Annotated in this window: 14 protein-coding genes; 1 reads left to right on the forward strand and 13 read right to left on the reverse strand. The window is 41.5% G+C overall.

From position 1 onward, the window contains the following. Position 1: 1 nt before the first annotated feature. From rpoC to pbp1b, 3 genes are all read right to left on the reverse strand, one after another. Positions 2–3640: a DNA-directed RNA polymerase subunit beta' gene (rpoC, locus tag NST80_RS09795; protein WP_002887020.1), complete on the reverse strand. Its 3639-nt coding sequence runs from the start codon at positions 3638–3640 to the stop codon at positions 2–4. Positions 3641–3740: 100 nt separating this feature from the next. Continuing rightward, positions 3741–7322, reverse strand: coding sequence for a DNA-directed RNA polymerase subunit beta (gene rpoB, locus NST80_RS09800; protein WP_002885744.1), 3582 nt, complete (start codon positions 7320–7322; stop codon positions 3741–3743). Between the two features lie 358 nt (positions 7323–7680). Further along, the gene (gene pbp1b / locus NST80_RS09805; protein WP_013991270.1) at positions 7681–10104 is read right to left on the reverse strand and encodes a penicillin-binding protein PBP1B; all 2424 of its coding nucleotides are present in this window, start codon (positions 10102–10104) and stop codon (positions 7681–7683) included. A 101-nt stretch (positions 10105–10205) separates the two neighbouring features. Here pbp1b and tyrS point away from each other — a divergent pair, with 101 nt between their 5' ends. Next, positions 10206–11462: a tyrosine--tRNA ligase gene (gene tyrS / locus NST80_RS09810; protein WP_002887023.1), complete on the forward strand. Its 1257-nt coding sequence runs from the start codon at positions 10206–10208 to the stop codon at positions 11460–11462. Positions 11463–11517: 55 nt separating this feature from the next. Here the strand turns inward: tyrS and NST80_RS09815 are convergent, their stop codons facing one another. The 10 genes from NST80_RS09815 to NST80_RS09860 all read right to left on the reverse strand — a co-directional run bounded on the left by NST80_RS09815 (position 11518) and on the right by NST80_RS09860 (position 24084). Then, positions 11518–12504: an IS30 family transposase gene (locus NST80_RS09815; RefSeq protein ID WP_013990693.1), complete on the reverse strand. Its 987-nt coding sequence runs from the start codon at positions 12502–12504 to the stop codon at positions 11518–11520. Between the two features lie 176 nt (positions 12505–12680). After that, positions 12681–13703, reverse strand: a complete 1023-nt coding sequence (ilvC, locus tag NST80_RS09820) for a ketol-acid reductoisomerase (RefSeq protein WP_002887024.1) — start codon at positions 13701–13703, stop codon at positions 12681–12683. Between the two features lie 74 nt (positions 13704–13777). Further along, complete coding sequence (ilvN, locus tag NST80_RS09825) at positions 13778–14254, reverse strand: acetolactate synthase small subunit (protein ID WP_002887025.1); 477 nt, start codon at positions 14252–14254, stop codon at positions 13778–13780. Beyond that, the gene (locus NST80_RS09830; RefSeq protein ID WP_002887026.1) at positions 14247–15947 is read right to left on the reverse strand and encodes an acetolactate synthase large subunit; all 1701 of its coding nucleotides are present in this window, start codon (positions 15945–15947) and stop codon (positions 14247–14249) included. The genes ilvN and NST80_RS09830 overlap by 8 nt, the downstream gene beginning before the upstream one ends. A 133-nt stretch (positions 15948–16080) precedes the next feature. Then, complete coding sequence (gene ilvD, locus NST80_RS09835) at positions 16081–17802, reverse strand: dihydroxy-acid dehydratase (RefSeq protein WP_002887027.1); 1722 nt, start codon at positions 17800–17802, stop codon at positions 16081–16083. Positions 17803–17971: 169 nt separating this feature from the next. After that, positions 17972–19639, reverse strand: coding sequence for a DAK2 domain-containing protein (locus NST80_RS09840; RefSeq protein WP_014632536.1), 1668 nt, complete (start codon positions 19637–19639; stop codon positions 17972–17974). After that, positions 19639–20004 carry an Asp23/Gls24 family envelope stress response protein gene (locus NST80_RS09845; RefSeq protein WP_002885694.1) on the reverse strand — a complete coding sequence of 122 codons (366 nt, stop codon included), beginning with the start codon at positions 20002–20004 and terminating at the stop codon, positions 19639–19641. Before NST80_RS09845 ends, NST80_RS09840 begins: the two co-directional genes overlap by 1 nt. Positions 20005–20115: 111 nt before the next feature. Continuing rightward, positions 20116–21402: an MATE family efflux transporter gene (locus NST80_RS09850; RefSeq protein WP_118172204.1), complete on the reverse strand. Its 1287-nt coding sequence runs from the start codon at positions 21400–21402 to the stop codon at positions 20116–20118. A gap of 60 nt (positions 21403–21462) precedes the next feature. Continuing rightward, positions 21463–22947 carry a threonine synthase gene (gene thrC, locus NST80_RS09855; protein WP_045769373.1) on the reverse strand — a complete coding sequence of 495 codons (1485 nt, stop codon included), beginning with the start codon at positions 22945–22947 and terminating at the stop codon, positions 21463–21465. Between the two features lie 159 nt (positions 22948–23106). Then, entirely contained in the window at positions 23107–24084 is a 978-nt protein-coding gene (locus NST80_RS09860) for a hypothetical protein (RefSeq protein ID WP_045769372.1), read from the reverse strand. Positions 24085–24102 lie beyond the last annotated feature (18 nt).

Consider the following 24102-nt stretch of genomic DNA (forward strand, 5'->3'; position numbering starts at 1 on the left):
TTTAGTCTTCAGATGATTCCACAATTGCTTCGTCAACAGCAATGTTTTCAATAACTTCAACTTCGTTAACTGAAAGTGGTTCAATGTTACGGTAACGAGCCATACCTGTACCAGCAGGGATAGTCTTACCAATGATAACATTTTCTTTAAGACCAAGGAGATGGTCTTTCTTACCACGGATAGCTGCATCTGTAAGGACACGTGTTGTTTCTTGGAAGGAAGCCGCTGACAAGAATGAATTTGTTTCAAGTGAGGCTTTCGTAATACCAAGAAGGACTGGACGAGATGTTGCAGGAACACCACCAGAGATAACAATATCCTTGTTAGCGTCTGTAAAGTCAGAAATGTCCATAAGTGTACCTGGAAGGAGATCTGTATCCCCTGGATCCATAACACGTACTTTACGAAGCATTTGACGAACCATTACTTCGACGTGTTTGTCACCGATTTCTACCCCTTGGCTACGGTAAACTTTTTGTACTTCTGCAAGAAGATAAGTTTCAACTGACAAGGTATCACGTACTTCAAGGAGACGTTTAGGTTGGATTGAACCTTCTGTCAAGGCCGCACCACGGTGTACTTCGTCACCCACTTCAACTTTCATACGAGCTGTAAATGGAACAACGTATTCACCCATTCCAGTCTTACCTTGAACGAAGACTTTCTTAGTACGTGTTGCAGCATCTTCTTCGATTTCAATAACAGTACCCTTAACTTCAGTGATAACCGCTTCCCCTTTAGGGTTACGTGCTTCAAAGATTTCCTGGATACGTGGAAGACCCTGTGTGATATCGGTGTTTGAGGCTACCCCACCGGTGTGGAAGGTACGCATAGTAAGCTGTGTACCAGGTTCCCCGATAGATTGAGCGGCGATAGTACCAACTGCTTCACCAACTTCAACCGCATCACCTGTTGCCAAGTTGATACCGTAACAGTGACGGCAGACACCGTGACGTGTGTTACATGTAAAGACTGAACGGATAGTTACTTCTTCAACACCAGCATTGACAATAGCAGCAGCCATGTCTTCAGTAATCAAAGTATCTGGACCTACGATTACTTCACCTGTTGTAGGATTCTTAACTGATTTCTTAGTGTAACGACCTTGAAGACGTTCTTCAAGTGTTTCCGTAACTTCTTTACCATCAGTAATCGCACGGATGAGAAGACCACGGTCTGTTCCACAGTCGTCTTCACGGATGATAACATCTTGGGCAACATCAACCAAACGACGAGTAAGGTAACCTGAGTCGGCTGTCTTAAGGGCCGTATCGGTCATACCTTTACGCGCACCGTGAGTAGAGAAGAACATTTCCAAAACGCTCAAACCTTCACGGAAGTTTGAAAGGATAGGCAATTCCATGATACGTCCGTTAGGAGCGGCCATCAAACCACGCATACCGGCAAGTTGAGAGAAGTTAGAGATGTTACCACGAGCTCCTGAGTCCATCATCATAACGATTGGGTTCTTAGGATCTTGTGTTTCAATCAGACGTTTTTCAAGGGCTTCTTTCGCTTCACGCCATGTTGTTGTAACAGCAACATAACGGTCATCATCTGTCATCAAACCACGACGGAAGGCCTTGTTAATTTCTTCAACACGGTGGTGAGCAGCATCGATAATTTCTTGTTTGTTATCGATAACTGGGATATCGGCGATACCCACTGTCAAACCAGCAAGTGTTGAGTGGTAGTAACCAAGGTCTTTCAAACGGTCAAGGAAGGCTGATGTTTCAGTCGTACGAAGACGTTTGAAGGTTTCAGCGATGATGTTACCAAGATTTTTCTTCTTGAACGGTGCATTAATTTCCAAACTATCAATTACTGTTTGGATATCTTGACCTGGTTCAAGGAAGTACTTATCTGGTGTACTATCTGTCAAGTTCTCATTTGTTGTTTCTTGAAGATATGGAATTTCCGCTGGAATGATTGAGTTAAAGAGAATCTTACCAACAGTTGTAACCAAAATCTTGTGAAGTTGGTTTTCTTTCCAAGGTTTATCAGGCATGCTGTCTACCGCGATACCGACACGGCTATGCAAGTGAACATAACCATTACGATAAGCCATCACTGCCTCATCAATATCCTTGAAGACCATACCTTCACCCTCACGGCCTTCTTCTTCCATAGTCAAGTAGTAGTTACCAAGAACCATATCCTGAGATGGTGTTACGACCGGTTTACCGTCTTTAGGGTTAAGGATGTGTTCAGCCGCAAGAAGGAGCAAACGTGCTTCAGCTTGAGCTTCTTCAGACAATGGAACGTGGATGGCCATTTGGTCACCGTCAAAGTCGGCATTGTAGGCCTCACATACCAATGGGTGAAGACGAAGGGCCTTACCATCAATCAAGACTGGTTCAAAGGCCTGGATACCCAAACGGTGGAGGGTAGGTGCGCGGTTAAGAAGTACTGGGTGTTCCTTGATAACATCTTCAAGAATATCCCAAATACGTTCATCACCACGTTCAACCATACGTTTAGCGGCTTTCACGTTACCTGCGTATTCACGCGCAACGATTTCACGCATCACAAATGGTTTGAAAAGTTCGATGGCCATCAAACGTGGCACACCACATTGGTACATTTTAAGTGTTGGACCAACGGCGATAACGGAACGTCCAGAGAAGTCAACACGTTTACCAAGCAAGTTTTGACGGAAACGACCTTGTTTACCTTTAAGCATGTGGCTCAAAGATTTAAGTGGACGACTACCTGGTCCAGTAATTGGACGACCACGACGTCCATTATCGATAAGGGCATCTACCGCTTCTTGCAACATACGTTTTTCGTTTTGCACGATGATACCTGGAGCATTCAATTCAAGCAAACGAGCCAAACGGTTGTTACGGTTGATAACACGACGATAAAGATCGTTCAAGTCTGATGCCGCAAAACGTCCACCATCCAATTGAACCATTGGACGAAGGTCTGGTGGCAATACTGGCAAAATGTTAAGAACCATCCATTCTGGTTTGTTACCAGACTTATAGAAGGCATCAAGAACGTCCAAACGACGAACAGCCTTAACACGTTTTTGACCAGTTGCTGTCTTCAACTCTTCTTTGAGTTCAGCAATTTCAGCTTCCAAATCCACTTGTTTCAAGAGATCTTGGATAGCTTCTGCACCCATTTTAGCGACAAATGAACCATGTCCATACTCTTGCAATTTTTCACGATATTCACGTTCTGTCAAGAGAGATTTTGGTTCAAGTGGTGTTTCCTTTGGATCGATAACCACGTAAGCTGCGAAGTAGATAACTTCTTCAAGCGCACGAGGACTCATGTCCAAAGTCAATCCCATACGAGAAGGGATTCCCTTGAAGTACCAGATGTGTGATACTGGTGCTTTCAACTCGATGTGACCCATACGTTCACGACGAACCTTAGCACGTGTTACCTCAACACCACAGCGGTCACAAACGATACCTTTATAACGGATACGTTTGTATTTTCCACACGCACATTCCCAGTCTTTAGTAGGACCAAAGATTACTTCATCGAAGAGACCTTCGCGTTCTGGTTTGAGCGTACGGTAGTTGATTGTTTCAGGTTTCTTAACTTCACCATAAGACCATGAACGGACCTTAGTTGGTGAAGCTAGTGTGATTTGCATACTTTTAAATCGATTTACGTCAACCACTAGTATTACCTTTCTTTTGTTCTATTGACAATAGCAGCGCTATTCTCACCTTTATCAGCTACCTTAGCAGAGAGTGTGAACTCCCTCTCTAAAGCTTATTTTATTCTGTTTTATCTGAAGCTTCTTCTTTAGCTTTTTCTAATTCAGCAGCTTCTTTGGCTTGTTGTACACGTGCTTTTTCAAGATCATCGACGTGCATGACATCGTCATCTTCACCTTCATCAAGATCACGCAATTCAACTTCGTAGTCATCCTCATCAAGGACACGCATATCAAGACCAAGTGATTGCAATTCTTTAACAAGTACTCGGAATGATTCTGGTACACCTGGTTTTGGAATTGGTTTACCTTTAGTGATAGCTTCATAGGCTTTCAAACGTCCGTTAACATCATCAGACTTGTAAGTCAAGATTTCTTGAAGAATGTTTGAAGCACCGTAAGCTTCAAGGGCCCAAACCTCCATCTCACCGAAACGTTGTCCACCAAATTGTGCTTTACCACCAAGAGGTTGTTGAGTAACAAGTGAGTAAGGACCAACTGAACGGGCGTGAAGTTTATCATCAACCATGTGGTGAAGTTTGATCATGTACATGACACCAACTGACACACGGTTATCAAATGGTTCACCTGTACGTCCATCGTAAAGGATTGTCTTAGCATCACTATCCATACCTGCTTCACGAACAGTATCCCAAAGGTCTTCTGAGCTTGCTCCATCAAAGACTGGTGTTGCGATGTGGATACCCAAGTTACGAGCAGCCATACCAAGGTGAAGTTCCATAACCTGACCGATGTTCATACGTGATGGCACCCCAAGAGGGTTCAACATGATATCAACTGGTGTACCGTCTGGAAGGTAAGGCATGTCTTCAACAGGAACAATACGAGAAACAACCCCTTTGTTACCGTGACGACCGGCCATTTTATCTCCGACCTTGATCTTACGTTTTTGTGCGATATAAACACGAACAAGCATGTTAACACCTGATTGCAATTCATCACCGTTTGCACGTGTGAAGATTTTAACATCACGAACGACACCATCACCACCGTGAGGTACACGGAGTGATGTATCACGTACTTCACGAGATTTATCACCAAAGATAGCGTGGAGAAGACGTTCTTCAGCAGAAAGGTCTTTTTCACCCTTAGGTGTTACCTTACCAACAAGAATGTCGCCTTCTTTAACCTCAGCACCGATACGGATAATACCCATTTCGTCAAGGTCTTTGAGGGCTTCTTCACCAACGTTTGGCAATTCACGTGTGATTTCTTCAGGCCCAAGCTTTGTATCACGTGTTTCTGATTCGAATTCTTCCAAGTGAACAGATGTATAAACGTCATCTTTCACAAGACGCTCACTCATGATAACGGCATCCTCGAAGTTGTAACCTTCCCATGTCATGTATGCGACAATAGGGTTTTGACCGAGGGCCATTTCTCCACCTTCCATAGATGGACCGTCAGCGATAAAATCACCTTTTTCAACAATATCGCCAACCTTAACCAAAGTACGTTGGTTATAGGCAGTACCTGAGTTTGAACGACGGAATTTTTGAATAGTATAAACATCAAGAGAACCATCTTCACGACGAACTTCAACTTTATCAGCATCAGAGTAGACAACTTTACCGTCGTGTTGAGCAATAACTGCAGCTCCTGAATCGTGGGCAGCTTGATATTCCATACCAGTACCAACATAAGGTGCTTTAGGATCAATCAAAGGCACAGCCTGACGTTGCATGTTGGCACCCATGAGGGCACGGTTAGAGTCATCGTTTTCCAAGAAAGGAATACATGCTGTCGCAACGGCAACTACCTGTTTAGGAGAAACATCCACGAAATCTACAAGGTGTGATGGGTACTCTTGGTTATTACCTTGATGACGCCCCATAACGATCTCTTCTGCAAATGTTCCATCTTCGTTCAATTTAGAGTTAGCCTGAGCAACTGTGTACTCATCTTCTTCGTCGGCAGTCAACCAAACTACTTCGTTGGTTACTTTACCAGTTGCACGGTCAACCTTACGATATGGTGTTTGAATGAAACCATACTTGTTAAGGTGTCCGTATGAAGACAAGTTATTGATCAAACCGATGTTAGGTCCTTCAGGTGTTTCAATTGGACACATACGACCGTAGTGCGTGTAGTGCACGTCACGAACTTCATATCCGGCACGGTCACGTGTCAAACCACCAGGTCCCAAGGCTGACAAACGACGTTTGTGTGACAACTCTGACAATGGGTTGTGTTGGTCCATGAACTGTGACAACTGTGAAGAACCAAAGAATTCTTTAACAGCTGCAGTTACAGGGCGAATATTGATGATTTGTTGTGGTGTCAAGACTTCGTTATCTTGAACTGACATACGCTCACGTACGTTACGTTCCATACGAGCCAAACCAATACGGAATTGGTTAGCAAGCAATTCACCAACAGCACGGATACGACGGTTACCAAGGTGGTCGATATCGTCTACTTTACCGATACCTTCAGCAAGGTTGAGGAAGTAGCTCATTTCAGCCAAGATATCCGCTGTTGTCAAAGCACGAACTTTGTCATCTGGGTTGGCATTACCAACAATTGTAACCACACGGTCTGGATCATTTGGTGCAACAACCTTGAATTTTTGAAGAACAACAGGTTCTGTAACCACCGCATAATCGTTTGGTGTGTATACAAATTTGTTCAAATCACCATCCAAGTATTCTGCGATTGAATCAATCACATCACGTGTCATTTCAGTACCAGCTTCAACAAGGATTTCACCTGTTTCAGGATCTACCAAGTTTTCAGCAATTGTTTGTCCCAAAAGACGTGTCTTGATGTTAAGTTTTTTGTTGACTTTGTAACGGCCAACAGCAGCTAAGTCATAACGACGTGGATCAAAGAAACGAGCTACAAGCAAGCTACGTGAGCTATCGGCAGTTTTTGGTTCACCTGGACGAAGACGTTCATAAATTTCTTTAAGCGCTTCATCAGTACGTGAATCTGCTGGGTTTTTGTGGATATCTTTTTCAATGGTGTTACGAACCAACTCGCTATCACCAAAGATATCAACAATTTCGTCATCACCTGAGAATCCAAGCGCACGCACAAGCGTTGTGAATGGAATCTTACGTGTACGGTCGATACGAGTGTAGGCGATGTCTTTTGAATCTGTTTCGAGCTCAAGCCATGCCCCACGGTTAGGGATAACTGTTGATCCATAACCCACTTTGCCGTTTTTATCAACCTTATCGTTAAAGTAAACACCAGGTGAGCGCACCAACTGAGAAACAATAATACGTTCACCACCATTGATGATGAAAGTACCCATCTCAGTCATAATAGGGAAATCTCCGAAGAAGACTTCCTGAGTTTTGATTTCACCAGTTTCTTTGTTAATAAGACGGAAAGTCACAAAGATAGGTGCTGAGTATGATGCATCGTGGATACGAGCTTCTTCAAGTGTATACTTAGGCTCTTTCAATTCGTAACCAACGAATTCCAATTCCATAGTGTCTGTGAAGTTTGAGATAGGAAGTACATCCTCAAAAACCTCTTTAAGACCAGTATCCAAGAATTCTTTGAATGAATCCGTTTGGATTTCAATCAAGTTTGGTAAATCAAGAACTTCTTTGATTCTTGAAAAACTACGACGGGTACGATGTTTCCCGTATTGAACGTCATGTCCTGCCAAGTCTTCTACTCCTTTTCTACATTCGAGACCTGCTTTGCAAGTCGTGCACTTTAAATATTTGTCTTCTGCCTTTTTCAGTTGCTTGTCCCATTGACAAGTGATTAAACACTAAGATCCACTTAACTGATTAATGATAAGCGATAACTTAATCTGTGAATTTTTAGAACCTTTAAACATGCGTTACAACACTTGGAAATCCTAAAAATAAGCACAAAAATAGCAGCTAAATCTGACCGAAAAAACGTTGATTTAACTGCTGTATCTCTTGATTGGACAATATTTCAACCAAGTAAGACGACAAATAGTTGTCTATATTATACCTAATTTTTTACTTTTTTGCAAGTTTTCTTGGCAATTCCTAATGCCCTCCAAGAATGCTAGACCAGGCTTTTTGATAGTCACTGTCGGTTCCACCAATAGCAAACTTGTAAGTCGTATCTCCAGGTCCATTTTTAGCCCAGTAAGTATCAACCATTTCACCACTTACAGAAACATTACGACCATTGACAGACACTGTTGCTGGTTTAAGACCTGTTGATTTAAGCACACTTGCCTTAATGGCACTTGAATCGATATTAAACTTATCTCCCGTTTTAAAAATACCTGGATTAGCATTATAGATAGCGGAAGTCAAACGAGCCATATATTGGGAATTATATATGTAACCCGTTTTAGAATTGGTTGGTGTATTATTATCATATCCGGCCCAACCACCAAGAGTAATACCAGGCGTTGACACAATCAGCCAAGCATCCGCAAAGTTATCTGTCGTTCCTGTTTTACCCATCCAGTCCGCTGAGGCTGCTGCACCATTGACATTTTTCAATTCAGAATGAAATTGAGTTGTTGCTCCTTTAACTACCACTTCTTTGAGTAAGTTATCCATGATACTAGCCGTAGCTCTTGAAAAAACTTGAACTCCTTCAGATTTATGCTGATAGATAACTTCGCCAGTCCGGTCAGTAATACTATCAATCATATGGCCCTTCTCATAGACGCCACCATTGGAAAGCATTTGATAGGCATTTACTTGCTGGGCAACCGTAGTTTCAATTCCCCCGCCAAGAGGTAAACTTTCGATATTGTAGTTAGCAATCTTATAACCCATCTTGGTCATGTAACCCTCAACATCAACATCATGACGTTGAAGCATTTGATAAGTCCAAAAGGCTGGAATGTTCCATGAGGTATTGAGTGCCTCTTGTAGGTTCATCATAGCTGTACCCTTATCACCATCATGGAGAATAGGCGTTCCACCCGTAAAATTAGTTGGGTAGTTAGAAAGGATACTTGAGCTACCCATCAAACCTTGATCAATAGCAATTCCATAAGCGATAATAGGCTTAATAGAGGAACCTGGGGAGCGTGCCGTATCAAAGGCATGGTTATTTTGGTTATTTTCGTAACTACGACCACCAACAAATCCTAGAATTGCTCCGGTCGCATTATCCATGAGCACATTTCCGACTTCAACTCCACTATTACCTCCTTGGTCAAGGAGGCCACCATATTGACTCGCAGCATCTTGCATCGCATTATAAACTGCATTGTCAATAGTTGTCTTAACGCTGTAGCCACCGGTTTGGAGCTCTTGAAGAGCCCTCTCACGATAGCTTTCCTTTGTCTTATCATTTTTCAACTCTTGACTCGATACCTTGTCATGTTTAACGAGGTAATCATACATGACACCCTGAGCCTCAGACATGACAGAATAGTACAAATAGTCATGACTTACGGCATCAGACTTCTCACCAGCCTTGAAATCTTTAGTGATATCATAATTCTTATAGCTTTCGTACTGCGACTTATCTAGATAGCCACCGCGATAAAGATTGTAGAGTACATCTTGTTGACGTGCCAAGCCATAAGAAAGATCCTCTGCGTTTTTTAATTGTCCATCAGCTGTATAAGGTGAGTAGACAATTGGGCTCTGTGGTAAACCTGCCAGATAGGCAGCCTGAGGAACTGTCAAATCCGCTGCAGATACGCCAAAGATACCTTGAGCAGCCTCCTCAATACCAGCAATATTTTTCCCCTTGTTATTACGTCCAAAAGGAGAAACATTCAGATAATCGGTTAAAATTTCATTTTTAGAAACACGACGCTCCAATTGTAAGGCATAGATAATCTCTGCCGCCTTACGTTTAAAGGTTGGTGCATCTCCTGTTACCTGTTGCTTAATTAACTGCTGCGTTAGCGTCGAACCACCACTTGAAGAGCCAACTCCCAAAACTGATGACACCAAAGCCCTAAATACTGCCTTTGGCACAACACCCTTATGCTTCTTAAAATTTTCATCCTCAGTCGCAATGATGGCATTTTTGACATTGTTAGAAATCGCATCACTCTCAATAGGTGTTCTCAGCAAGTCAGTATCAATATCCGCAATCTTCTTAGAATCGGAATAGCTCATCGAAGATACCAAACTAACCTCACTAATCTGATTCAACAAGGTTTTGTCCTTAATCGACGGAACAGTCTCAATTTGACTCCCCAAATAACCCAAACCAATTCCTGCACCGAACAAGGTAAGGACGATAATAACCACATAAAAGAAATCAGACAAAAGCTTTAAGGTTTTTAAGAAAACATCGCCCATGTCTAAGAGTGTCATCCGGTCCTCAGGCGACTTTCTCCCTTGCTTACGATTCCACTTAGAATCAGTCGTAGATTTCCTTTCATTAAAAGATTTATCCCCTCTTTTAGACCTAAAACCAGCAAACCTTGTGCGAATAGCCTGCCCTAGTCGTCTAAAATAATTTATTATTTTTTCAAAATTCATAGAAATACCTCAAAGCCTATTATAACAAACTTTGACAAAGCTTGCATAGGACTACTTTCTTTTGGTATAATGGTGCAGAATATACTTTACTGGAGAATATCATGACAATTTTTGAAGAACTAAAAGCACGTGGCTTGATTTTTCAAACCACAGATGAAGAAGCCCTTGTAAAAGCCTTTGAAGAGGGACCAGTCTCATACTACACTGGTTATGACCCAACAGCAGACAGTCTCCACCTTGGACACCTTGTAGCTATCCTTACAAGTCGCCGACTTCAATTGGCTGGACACAAACCTTACGCCCTCGTTGGTGGTGCAACAGGTTTGATTGGTGACCCATCATTTAAAGATGCTGAACGTAGCCTCCAAACCAAAGAAACCGTTGAAGGTTGGGTTGAAAAAATCCAAGGTCAGCTCTCTCGTTTCCTTGATTTTGAAAATGGCGACAACAAAGCCGTTATGGTCAACAACTACGATTGGTTTGGTTCAGTCAGCTTCATCGATTTCTTGCGTGACGTGGGTAAATACTTCACAGTTAACTACATGATGAGTAAGGAATCTGTTAAGAAACGTATTGAAACAGGTATCTCTTACACTGAGTTTGCCTACCAAATCATGCAAGGTTACGATTTCTATGAACTCAACGATAAGTACGGCGTAACCCTCCAAATTGGTGGTTCTGACCAATGGGGTAATATGACAGCAGGTACTGAGCTCTTGCGTCGTAAAGCAGATAAATCTGGACACGTCATTACAGTTCCACTTATCACAGATTCAACTGGTAAAAAGTTCGGTAAATCTGAAGGTAACGCTGTCTGGCTTGATGCTACTAAAACAACACCTTACGAAATGTACCAATTCTGGCTCAATGTTATGGATGACGATGCTGTTCGCTTCTTGAAGATTTTCACTTTCTTGTCACTTGAAGAAATCGAAGAAATCGGTAAAGAATTTGACCAAGCTCGTCACCAACGTTTAGCACAAAAGGTTTTGGCTCGTGAAGTTGTTACCTTGGTTCACGGTAAAGATGCCTACGAACAAGCTGTTCACATCACTGAACAACTCTTCGCTGGTAATCTTAAAGCTCTCTCAGCACGCGACCTTAAAGTTGCCCTTAACGGTGTCCCAACTTATGAGATCTCAGGAGATGAAAATCTGAACATCGTTGAACTTCTCGTCAACGCTAAGATTTCACCTTCTAAACGCCAAGCACGTGAAGATGTCCAAAACGGTGCTATCTACATCAATGGTGAACGTGTACAAGACTTGGATTACACCCTCTCAGATGCAGATAAAATTGATAATGAAATTACTGTTATCCGTCGCGGTAAGAAGAAAAACTTTGTCTTGACTTACTAATTTTATGGCTATTCTCACTCCTTAATGGAGTGAGTTTTTTTTTACCCTTGAATTGTCAAATTAAGTGCATACTTTCCCCATAGAATACTTCATAAGGTGTTTTCCAGTTAAGACATTTTCGTGGCCTATTATTAAGTTTGTTCTCCCATAGCTGAATAGTCTGATCATCAACCAATGTTAGATCACTACCCTTTGGAAAATATTCTCTAAGTAATCCATTCGTGTTCTCATTGGTTCCTCGTTGCCATGGAGCATGAGGGTCAGGAAAATAGACTTCAATGTTCAATTGATCACTCAATTTCTGATGATACGTGAATTCTTTCCCTCTATCAGGAGTTACTGTATACTTCGTCAAGGGTTCTAACAGTTTTACCATAGCTTCTATTACCAACTTGCTTTTCTTAACAGCTACCTTTTTGATTTTTAGAAAACGAGAATAACGGTCTGTTAGAGTCACTAAACAAGCTTTTCCAGTTTTACCTGCAACAGTATCGGCTTCCCAATCTCCTATTCTAGTTCGATTATTAGCCTCTTCTGGTCTTTCGTGAATTGTATGAGAAATGGATATTTTCCCTCTATTTTCAACATGACCTTTTGTATGACGTGTTTTCCCACGATGACGAAGTTTACGAATGACACCACGAGCACCATGAGATAATGAGTTATCCTCAAAATGTCCTCGATAAATGGCTCTATAGATTGTTTGATAACTAACAACAGTTTTCCCATACTCTAAGCGCAACCGACCTTCTATTTCTTCAGGAGACCATTGGTAATCGAGAAATAGATGTTTGATGGTATTGCTTAAATTGTGATCTATTTCAAGCATCCGTTTCCGCCCACAGTGTGATTTGGCATTATGGTACGATTCCTGTGCATGATTTGGAGAATAAGCTCCTGATTTTGTATGGCGCTTCCACTCACGACTAATACTAGATGGATGACGATGAAGTAACTTAGCAATTTGAGAAAAATTTAGGCCTTGCGTACGGTAAATGAGAATACTTTCACGCTCGTCTATGGTAAAATGATGGTAGCTCATAAGATTTCCTTTCGTAACTAGTTCGTTCAATTCTATTTTACTAGAAAATCTTATGAGTTTTTATTGTGCACTTATATTGTATATTCAAGCCAAAAAAGAGCAGTAGGATTGATTACCAACTACTCTCTTCAGAACACAAAAAAACCAGTACTAAACTGGTTTTTGAGACTATCACATTAGTTATAGATTTTGAATGCGTCATCGTCGTTTTGACCAACGAATGGCATTGCTTTACGCAATTCAGCACCAATCTTTTCAATTTCAAGCTCTTCAGCTTCTTTACGGTAAGCTTTCAAACGTGGGAAGCCAGCATCATGGTCTTCAACGAATTCACGTGCAAATTTACCTGATTGGATATCAGCAAGGGCAGCTTTCATGTTTTCTTTGACTTCTGGACCGATGACACGTGGACCAGTTACAAAGTCACCAAATTCTGCAGTATTTGAACATGATTGACGCATTTTCTTGAATCCACCTTCGTAGATCAAGTCAACAATCAATTTCATTTCGTGAAGCACTTCAAAGTAAGCTAATTGTGGTGCATAGCCTGCTTCAGTCAAGACTTCAAAACCAGCTTCAATAAGGTGTGTCAACCCACCCATAAGAACCGCTTGTTCACCAAACAAATCTTCTTCAGTTTCTTCTTTAAATGTTGTTACAAGTAATCCAACACGTGCAGAACCAATACCTTTAGCCCAGTCCATAGCGATATCTTTAGCATTACCTGTAGCATCTTGGTATACTGCGTAAAGTGCAGGAACACCAAAGCCTTCTGTATATGTACGGCGTACCAAGTGACCTGGTCCTTTAGGAGCAACCATAAAGACATCAACATCTTTAGGAACCTTGATGAATTCGAAGTGGATGTTAAATCCGTGTGCAAAACCAAGAGCTTTGCCTGCACTCAAGTTTGGCTCAATTTCATCTTTATAGATATCTTTTTGAATTTCATCTGGTGCCAAAACCATAATGATATCAGCCAATTTAGTTGCTTCTGCTACTGTGTAAGTATCAAAACCATCTTCTTTAGCTTTATCAAATGATTTACCTGGACGAACACCGATGATCACATCGTGACCTGAATCACGCAAGTTTTGTGCATGCGCATGACCTTGTGAACCGTAACCGATAACGGCGATTTTTTTACCGTCAAGTGCTGCTACTTTTACGTCTTTTTCATATTCCATTTGAACTGCCATAGTAATATGTCTCTTTTCTAAAAAATATTTTATTGCCTTTTTAAGGCTGGGTTAACAAATTTAGGTTGGATTTTTTAATCACGGGTAAATCCAGTAGCACCCGTACGAGCGATATTCTTGATTCCGTAAGGACGAATAACTCGTAGAAGCGCCTCGCTCTTTTCAGCATCACCAGTCATCTGGATAGTGATAGAGCTTGGTGCCACATCAACCACCGAAGCACGGAAAGGTTGAATAATCGCCAAGATTTCAGCACGCTTAGAGGTTGGTGCTGATACCTTAACTAGGATAACTTCACGTTCCAAGTGTGGCTGATCCGTGATATCACGGATACGGATCACATCAATCTGACGATTAAGCTGTTTGATGATTTGTTCCACTTCATTTTGAGAATTCACATCAATAATAATCGTAATACGTGAAACGTTAGGATCCTCAGAAGCCCCTACAGAGATACTTTCAATATTAACTTGACGTCGTGAAAGAACACCTGTGAAGCGGTTAAGGACACCCGAACGGTTCTGAAGTTTAGCTGTTAACATTCTACGCATTGAACTTCACCCCCAACATTTCATGATTACTCTTACCAGCCGGAACGATTGGCAAGACATGCTCTTTACGAGAGATATCCACCTCGATGAACATTGGTACGTCTTCCTTGATAACTTCCAAATCCTGATCAATTGTCTCTGGATTATCAAACTTGTAGGACTTAATGCCGTAAGCTTGAGCCATCAATTGGAAATCTGGGAGGGTATCAAAGACAGACTCTGATGTACGCCCTTCGTAGAAGGACTCTTGCCATTGACGTACCATACCAAGTGAGTGGTTGTTCAACATAACAACCTTGATTGGCACCTTGTAAATATTTAAGATAGCCAATTCTTGGTTCGTCATTTGGAAACCACCATCACCAACAAAGAGGATAACTTCTTTATCAGGATTAGCAATTTTAGCACCAATTGCTGCTGGGACACCGAATCCCATTGTTCCAAGACCACCTGAGGTCACCAGTTGACGCTCATTTTGGTATGGATAATACTGAGCTGTCCACATTTGATGTTGTCCAACGTCAGTAACAACAACGGCATCACCCTTAGTCAATTCACCGATACGCTCGATAACTGCCTGAGGCTGTACCATACGTTCTTTCTTATCGTAAGAACGTACACGTTCTTTGTCTTTTGTGACTTTTTCAATCCATTTTTCAGTGTTATTCTGAACCACTGGTTCTGCTAAGAGCATTTCAAGAGCTTGCTTAGCATCACCAACAACTGGAAGGTCCACTGCAATAATTTTACCAATCTCAGCTGGATCTACATCAATATGGACAACCTTAGCATTCTTAGCAAATGTTTTAGGATTACCTGTCAAACGGTCATCAAAACGACAACCAATAGCAATCATAAAGTCAGCATCCGTCATAGCAATGTTAGCCGCATATGAACCGTGCATACCACCCATACCCAAGAAAAGGGGATGACTAGTAGCAATTGTCCCTTGTCCTAGAAGACTTGTGACAACTGGGATTTGGTAGCGTTCTGCAAAAGCAACTAGCTCCTTAGCAGATTCAGAATAAGACACCCCACCTCCAGCTACAATAACCGGTTTCTTAGCTTTCCCCAACTGCTTCAAGATTTTCTTGATTTGCATTTCGTTTGGTCTTAGCGTCGGTTGGTAACTTGGAAGATTAATTTCAGGATCGTTGATGAAGGCTGTTTCCTTAGCTACGACATCTTTAGGGAGGTCGATAACAACTGGACCAGGACGACCAGTTGTTGCAATATGAACCGCTTCCCTAATAATACGAGGAATATCAGCTGTATCGCGAATCTGATAATTGTATTTTGTAATCGGCATGGTAATTCCGACAATGTCAGCCTCTTGGAAGGCATCCTTACCAATACCTGATGTTGCTACCTGACCAGTAAAGACTAGGAGAGGTACGCTATCACTCATAGCATCTGCAATCCCTGTAATAGCATTAGTGGCACCAGGACCACTCGTTACAAGAGCAACACCGAGTTTACCAGTTGATTTGGCATAACCTTCAGCTTCGTGCAGACTTCCTTGCTCATGACGAGATAAGATATGATTAATCTTGTCATTTTTGTAAATAGCATCATACAAAGGAAGAACCGCTCCGCCAGGATATCCAAAGATAGTTGAAATCCCAAGTTCAAGAAGTGTATCAAGAATCAAATCAGCACCAGAGCGTGCTTCTTCAAGTTCAATTTTCTTCACATGGACCTCCTTTAGTAGTTGTTTTTTTCGAATTGTCTAAAAATTCAAAACCTTGTATACTATGATAACATTTTTAACCAAATTTGCAAGGGTTTCAGAGAAAAATATCACAAACTCTTCGGAAAGAATGTTCTTAGTTTTTTTCTTGTGCTTGACGTTCTGCTTTACGTTCTTCGAATTCTTCGTCACTCATCAAAGTTCCGCCGACATTGGCTGATTTAGCAAAGGCTGTATAGCGACGCAACCAACCACTTGAAATTTTTGATTTGAAAGGTTTCAAATGTTTGCGACGTTCTTCAAGGGTTACATCATCGACAAGCAGATCAAGAGTACGGTTTGGAAGATCAATCACGATTTCATCGCCATCTTCGATTAGGGCGATATTACCACCTTCTGCTGCTTCTGGAGAAACGTGACCAATAGCAATACCACGAGTAGCTCCTGAGAAACGGCCATCCGTAATCAGTGCCACATCCTTACCAAGACCGCGTCCGACAATCTTAGAAGTTGGTGCCAACATTTCTGGCATACCAGGACCACCCTGAGGACCTTCGTATCGAATGACAACGACATGTCCCTTCTTAACTGTTCCATTGTCAATCAACTCAAGGGCTTGATCTTGTGAATCACAACAAATAGCTTTACCGCGGAAAGTTTTAACAGATGGATCTACACCACCAACCTTGATAACAGCTCCATCCTGAGCAATATTTCCGTAAAGAATAGACAAACCACCAACTGGTGAAATAGGATGCTCAATCGGATGGATAATTTCTTCATTTTTGATTTCAGCACCAGCTACATTTTCTTTCAAGGTTTTACCAGTAACTGTAATACGATCACCCTTAATGGCTCCCTTTTTAATCAACTGATTGATAATGGCTGGAACACCACCAGCTTCATGCACATCATGCATGGTGTAAACACTTGAAGGGGCAATTTTAGAGAGATAAGGTGTCTTCTTGGCAATTTCATTAATGTCCTTAAGGTCATAATCAATACCAGCCTCACGCGCAATAGCAAGGGTATGGAGAACAGTATTGGTTGAACCACCCATAGCCATATCAAGAGCAAACGCATCATCGATAGCTTCTTTGGTCACAATATCACGTGGGCGAACATTATTTTTGATGTTATCCATCAATTTTGTGGCTGCTTGACGAACCAATTCACGACGTTCATCTGAGACAGCTAGGATAGTACCGTTACCTGGAAGGGCAAGACCCAAAACTTCCATCAAACAGTTCATTGAGTTAGCGGTAAACATCCCTGAACATGAACCACAAGTTGGACAAGCATTTTTCTCCAAATAATCGAGCTCTTCCTTGCTCATATCTCCAGCCTGATAGGTACCTACAGCTTCAAACAAACTTGATAGCGTCGCTTGATGACCAGTCATGTCAACGCCACCCTTCATAGGGCCACCAGAACAAAATACTGCTGGCACATTAGTACGCATGGCTGCCAAAATCATCCCTGGCGTAATCTTATCACAGTTAGGAATATAGAAAACCCCGTCAAACCAGTGGGCATTAATAACTGTTTCTGCAGAATCGGCAATCAATTCACGAGATGGAAGACTGTAACGCATCCCAATATGCCCCATGGCAATCCCATCATCCACACCAATGGTATTAAACTCAAAAGGAATACCGCCAGCCTCGCGGATAGCTTCCTTGGCAATATCTGCTAATTCACGCAAGTGAACATGCCCTGGAACAATATCAATATAAGAGTTACAAATAGCAATGAAGGGCTTTTGCATATCCTTGGCAGATTTAACTTGCCCAGTCGCATACAAAAGTCCGCGTGCTGGTGCCTTATCAACACCAACTTTGATCATATCACTTCTCATGATGTTACCTTCAATCTATAAAATTTCTTACAACATATGTTACCACTTTGGAAAGTAATGTCAAGGAATTTTCAGAATATTTCTGTAATTTCGAAAAGATGTCCCAGCCGTATCAAAACTGACAAAACAAAAAGGAAGCTCTAAGACTTCCTAAATGATTATTTCAATATTATTCAACACTAAAGAGGTATGGATAAACTGGTTGGTCTCCTTGGAAGATTTCAACTTCGATACCTTCGTGAGCCTCTTCCAATTTTTCCGCAAGTGCTTGAGCTTGTTCTTGATTACCTTCTTCGCCGACATAAATCATAACAATTTCACTGTCTTCGTCAATCATCTTGTCAAAAGTGTCAAGAAGGGCTTGATCCATATCTGGTGTAGACACAAGGATCTTACCATCAACCATACCAAGGATATCATTTTCATGAATCTCAAGTCCGTCAATAGTTGTGTCACGTACCGCCAAGGTCACGCTACCACTTGTTACATCTGAAAGACTAGCTGTCATAGCTTCAACATTCGCTTCGATACTTTGGCTAGGATCAAAAGCAAGCAAGCTTGTAAAGCCTTGTGGTACTGTACGCGTTTCAACAACTGCCGCATTGACATCTACTACCTCAGCAGCTGATTGTGCTGCCATAAAGATGTTTTTATTGTTTGGCAAGATGATAACATTCTTAGCATTAACCTGCTCAATAGCCTTAACAATATCTTCTGTTGATGGGTTCATTGTTTGACCACCTGAAATCACATAGTCAACACCTTGTGATTTGAAGATATCTGCAAGCCCATCTCCAGCAACAACTGCAATAAGAGCAAAGTCTTTAGGAGCAGAAGGTGCAGCTTGGATAGCTTCTTCTTTTTGAACTTGTGCATCGTGTTGGTTACGCATGTTGTCAACCTTAACTTTGACAAGAGCCCCATATTTAAGACCTTCTTGCATGACAAGACCTGGATCCTCAGTGTGGACGTGAACTTTGACAATTTCATCGTCATTAACAACAAGGAGAGAATCCCCAAGGTTGCTCAAGTAATTTTGGAACTCTTCATAGTCAAAGTCCTTCACATAAGTTGGACCTTGTTTGAGACCAATCATGATTTCCGTACAGTAACCAAAAGTAATGTCTTCTGTTGCAACATGACCAGCAACTGACTTATGATGTTCTGCATTGATCATCTCTGTCATAGTAGCTGGTGTCGCTTGGAAGTCCTCTGAAGCGATATACTCACCTGTGAGGGCTGACAAGAAACCTTCATAAATGAAGACCAAACCTTGACCACCTGAGTCTACCACACCAACTTCTTTCAAAACTGGAAGCATCTCTGGTGTCTTAGCCAAGGCAGCTTTAGCTCCGTCAAGAGCTGCACGCATAACCTCAACAGCATCATTTGTAGATTCAGCTTTCTTAATCGCTGCTGAAGCTGCACCACGAGATACTGTAAGGATTGTTCCTTCGACAGGTTTCATAACAGCTTTATAAGCAACTTCAACCCCTGCTTGGAAGGCATGAGCTAGATCTTGGCCGTCAAGTTCCGTTTTATCCTTGATACTTTGACCAAATCCACGGAACAATTGTGACGTGATAACACCTGAGTTACCACGGGCACCCATCAAAAGACCTTTAGACAAAATCTGACCAACTTCACCAACTGTTGAAGCTGATTGATCTGCGACAGCTTTGGCTCCGTTATCCATAGTCATTCCCATGTTTGTTCCAGTATCTCCATCTGGTACTGGGAAGACATTGAGTGAATTCACATATTCTGCTTGCTTACCTAGACGTGTTGCTGCCGCTTGGACCATCTCCTGAAGCAAGCTTGTTGTAATTTTAGACACTAGTTTTCTCCTACGACTTTAATATTTTGAACGTAAACATTTACTGTTTCAGCCTTGATACCGAGTTGATTCTCAAGATTAAATTTCACACGTTCTTGAATATTTTTTGAAACCTCACTAATCTTAACACCGTAACTCATAACAGTGTAGACATCCACAGTGATACCTGCATCAGTAGATTTCACGACAACTCCTTTTGCGTAGTTTTCTTTTCCAAGAAGTGCTTGAAAATTATCTCGGATAGCACTCTTACTTGCCATACCGACAACGCCAAAAATTTCTGTTGCTGAACCGCCAACTACTGTTGCGATGACATCATCTGACAATTCGATTTGACCATCTTTTGTATTGATTTTTACAGTCATAATTACTACCTCAAAAAGTTTTTATCAGCTTATTTTACCATATTCGAGCCTACTTGTAAAAAATAAGAAGAAGATACCCTTTGAATAAGAGTATCTTCTCAGTATTTATCATTAAAACTTTCTCTTTACGAGATAACGACGGTACATCACGTAGAGGAAAATCGCACGCCATACATTATCAACAACGGTTGCAATCCAGACACCAGCAAGACCCATTCCCAGACTCACCCCAAGGAAGTATCCTGAGAAAATTCGAATAATCCACATCCCAATAGTTGTCGCATAGAAAGGCATCTTAGCCTTACCCAGACCTTGCCAAACTGCTGTGTAAACTAAAGTCCCCGAAGTCACAGGATTCCCAAGGAAAGAATAAAGAATAACTACCTGACTAGCCGCAATAGCTGCTTTATTATCTGTAAAGAGACCTGATAATCCTTGGCCAAAGAGCAAGATACTCCCTGAAACCAGAACCATCAAGAAGGTGGAAATCCAATAAGACTCTCGTATAATACGCTTCATCTGCGTCTTATCCCCTCGACCCAGACTATTGGCAACCAAGATAACCGTAGCCGTTGCGACTCCCATACCAGGCATATAGTTAAACTGGGTGAGGTTTTCACCAATGGCGTTACCACCGACAACGGCTGTACCAAAGGTAACAATAATAGCCACGATGACCACATCTCCAGCACGCATCATCAGTCGTTCACCTGCTGCTGGCAGTGCAATCCCCAACAACTCTCTATTAAAAGGTTTGGTAATTTCAAGCTGCTTCACATCTAGTTTCATCGCTTGCCAGAGTATCACTGTCCCAACCAGACGAGAGAAAACCGTAGCTGTAGCGACCCCAACAATCCCCCAATGTCCAACAAAGATAGCTAAAGAAGATAAAATAGCATTAAGAACATTGGTCAAAAGACTGACAACCATGGAAATACGAGGTCGTCCCTTGGCTCGTAGGATGTTACCAAAAGTAGTCATCAAGGCTAAGAAGACCACTCCTCCACCGACAAGAGCAAGGTAGAGACTACCAGCCTGAGTCACAGATTGCTCAGTACCTAAAAGATTAAGAATGGCCCCACCACCAAAAATGGAAAGTAGACCAAGGATGAGACTAAGAGCAAGGGTAATAATAATAGCATCCCAAGTGTCTCGGTTAGTCGCTTTTTCATCACCTTTTCCTAGACTTCTAGCAATGACACTGGCACTTGAGGCTCCTAGAGCAATGAAGATAGCTTGGTAAATCGTAATGATATTATTGGCTACGGAAACCCCCGATATAGCGATAATACCCACCTGAGCCACTAGGTAAGAATCGACAACCCCCATCAACATTTGTAGAAGGTTTTCGGCCATAGCAGGCAAGGCTATGTTTAGAATTTTCTTTGTTTCTGTCATAATATTCTTTTCTATATTGATAAAAATAGGGCTGATTTCTCAGCTCCTATTTTTTTATTCTTATACACCAAGATAGCTTTCAACTGCTTTTTGCATATCAGCTGCCGCAACAACTGTTTTATGGCGAACTTCTGCATGTTCAAGTCCATCTACAGCCGCTGGGATAGCTACACCTGAAAGTTGGTGCAAATCTTCTACTGCTTTGAAATCATCCCCACTGTCTTTACCAGTGACAGCTGAAACAGCCACACGTGGGAATTTGTATGGGCTAGCTGTTGAAGCGATAACTGTTGGTGTGTGGTCATCTGTCTTTTGAACATATGCTTCGTAAACAGCTGAGGCAACTGCTGTATGAGGATCTTCGATATACTTGTCTTCATCATAGACACGCTTGATTTCAGCAGCTGTTTCATCCTCAGTTGCAAAACCTGCTGCAAACAAATCAAGAATATCTTTATCTGCATCAGCCAAAGTATACTCACCCTTAGTCACAAGTGCATCCATAAGCTCTTTAGTCTTAGTAGCATCATTACCAAGAAGGTGGAAAATCAAGCGTTCCAAGTTAGAAGATACCAAGATATCCATAGAAGGGCTTGTTGTTACCTTGAAGTCACGTTTCTTGTCATAAGTACCTGTTGCGAAGAAGTCTGTAAGGACGTTATTTTCATTAGAAGCACAGATTAATTTGCCAACTGGAACACCAATCTGACGTGCATAATAAGCCGCCAAGATATTACCAAAGTTTCCTGTTGGTACTGTGAAGTTCACCTTATCTCCGTTTTGGATATGACCTGCCTTAACCAACTGTGCATAGGCATATACATAGTAAACCACTTGCGGTACCAAACGACCAACGTTCATTGAGTTAGCTGATGAGAATTGCGTATGATGAGCCAACAATTTCTCACGCAAATCAACATCATTAAACATACGTTTCACATCTGTTTGAGCATCATCAAAGTTACCATCAATGGCAATAACGTGAGTATTAGCTCCTGTTTGAGTGGTCATTTGCAATTCTTGGATTTTTGAAACACCGTCTTTTGGATAAAAGACAATGATTTCAGTTCCAGGAACATCTGCAAAACCAGCCATGGCAGCCTTACCAGTGTCACCTGATGTCGCTGTCAAGATGACAATCTTATTATCAACACCTTGCTTTTTAGCTGATGTTGTTAGCAAGTATGGCAAGATTGAAAGGGCCATATCTTTGAAAGCGATAGTAGAACCATGGAAAAGTTCAAGGTTGTAGTGGTTCTTAAGTTTAACTACTGGTGCAATGGCAGCTGTATCAAACTTGTCATCATAAGCATTTGTGATACAGTAATCCAATTCCTCTTCAGTAAAATCATCCAAGAAAGCTGACAAGACCAATTTAGCAACTTCTTGATAAGAAGCGTCTTTCAATTGATCAAAGTCCAAAGCAACCTCAGGCGTTGACAACGGTGTGAACAAGCCACCATCTGTTGCCAAACCTTGAAGAATAGCTTGACTAGCTGTTACTTTATTATTTTCGTCACGTGTTGATTGGTATACAAGTGTCATGGTAAATCCTCTTTTTAGATAGTCTGTGGCTCTATTGTAGCATAATTGTCAGAATATTTCTACACGTATTGTGACTTGTGAGAAAATCATTCGGATATCACCCTATTTTCTCCTCTCAAAGACATGAAAAAATCCGGAATAGCTATTCCAGATGTCATCTTAAAATTTATCTTTGGTGTCATTCTTAGTTGAGAAAGTAATATCTTTTGATTTGCCATCACCACTAAGCGTTACTTTCTTATCTTTTTTAGTCACTTTTAGCTCTTGGCCTTTTTTCACATTGAGACCATCAATATCAACGTCTTTGTTGACAGAAGTAACAGTCATCTTATGTCCCAAGCGACTAACCTTCCCTTTGAAAAGGGTTGTCGTTGTTTCGCCTGTCTTCGAATCATACTTTTGACCGCTGTCTTTTGCAGCTTTTTCAAGAGCTTCATCAAGTTCTTTTTCTATAGTTTCCTCACTATAATAGTTTTCAAAGGAATCTCCATAGAAGGCTTTAAATAAATCTCCAAAGGCTGAGAAGGACTTCTGAACCCTCTCACGATAATCCTTGATGTAAGTTTTCTTGTCAAAAGTATAGCCAGCAGTCACCTTCGCATTGCTACCTTTTACCTTCATGGTTACAGCAGTATCTGTAAAGTACTTTTCAAGCTCCTTACTATCCAAGTCTGTCAAACTTTCAGACATGCTTGAACTATACTCTCTACCTAGAGAACTACTGTACCATTTGCCATCAATATTACCTGTCACATAACGGTAAGTCATAAAGCCACCGATACATAAGAAGACGAGGACTACCGCTGACAAAACTGAGACTAGGATGCGTTTTTTCTTTTTGGGATCCATTGGTTTTTTAGGAGCCAAATTTGCCATAGCTACTTGTCCTTCTGGAAAAGCAACCATAGAAGGTGCTGTTGTTGTTACCGCTGGTGCCGTTTCTGTTGGTAGAGGACTAGTGCTTGTCTCGACGATTTCTGCCTCAACCTTAATAGGTTCAGTAGTAGCTGTATCTTCAGCTTTAGCTGGTGCTTCATTAACAAACTCTCCAGCTTTCAAAGCATCCGCCATTTCCTGAACACTCGGCTTACGTCCGTTTACCGTCTCAAAATAGTCCAACCATTCTGCTCTTGTCATTTATATTCCCCTTTAATT

This window comes from Streptococcus sp. FSL K6-1323, from assembly GCF_038630745.1.
Classification (GTDB): Bacteria; Bacillota; Bacilli; order Lactobacillales; family Streptococcaceae; genus Streptococcus; species Streptococcus salivarius_D.

Bases quoted from the DNA above. Each gene is read 5' to 3' on its own strand.
- NST80_RS09845 (WP_002885694.1), bottom strand. From the start codon at position 20,004: ATGACTGTAAAAATCAATACAAAAGATGGTCAAATCGAATTGTCAGAT.
- NST80_RS09850 (WP_118172204.1), bottom strand. From the start codon at position 21,402: ATGACAGAAACAAAGAAAATTCTAAACATAGCCTTGCCTGCTATGGCC.
- ilvC (WP_002887024.1), bottom strand. From the start codon at position 13,703: ATGGCAGTTCAAATGGAATATGAAAAAGACGTAAAAGTAGCAGCACTT.
- ilvN (WP_002887025.1), bottom strand. From the start codon at position 14,254: ATGCGTAGAATGTTAACAGCTAAACTTCAGAACCGTTCGGGTGTCCTT.
- thrC (WP_045769373.1), bottom strand. From the start codon at position 22,947: ATGACACTTGTATACCAATCAACACGTGACGAAAATAATAAAGTAACA.
- tyrS (WP_002887023.1), top strand. From the start codon at position 10,206: ATGACAATTTTTGAAGAACTAAAAGCACGTGGCTTGATTTTTCAAACC.
- pbp1b (WP_013991270.1), bottom strand. From the start codon at position 10,104: ATGAATTTTGAAAAAATAATAAATTATTTTAGACGACTAGGGCAGGCT.
- NST80_RS09815 (WP_013990693.1), bottom strand. From the start codon at position 12,504: ATGAGCTACCATCATTTTACCATAGACGAGCGTGAAAGTATTCTCATT.
- NST80_RS09860 (WP_045769372.1), bottom strand. From the start codon at position 24,084: ATGACAAGAGCAGAATGGTTGGACTATTTTGAGACGGTAAACGGACGT.
- ilvD (WP_002887027.1), bottom strand. From the start codon at position 17,802: ATGAGAAGTGATATGATCAAAGTTGGTGTTGATAAGGCACCAGCACGC.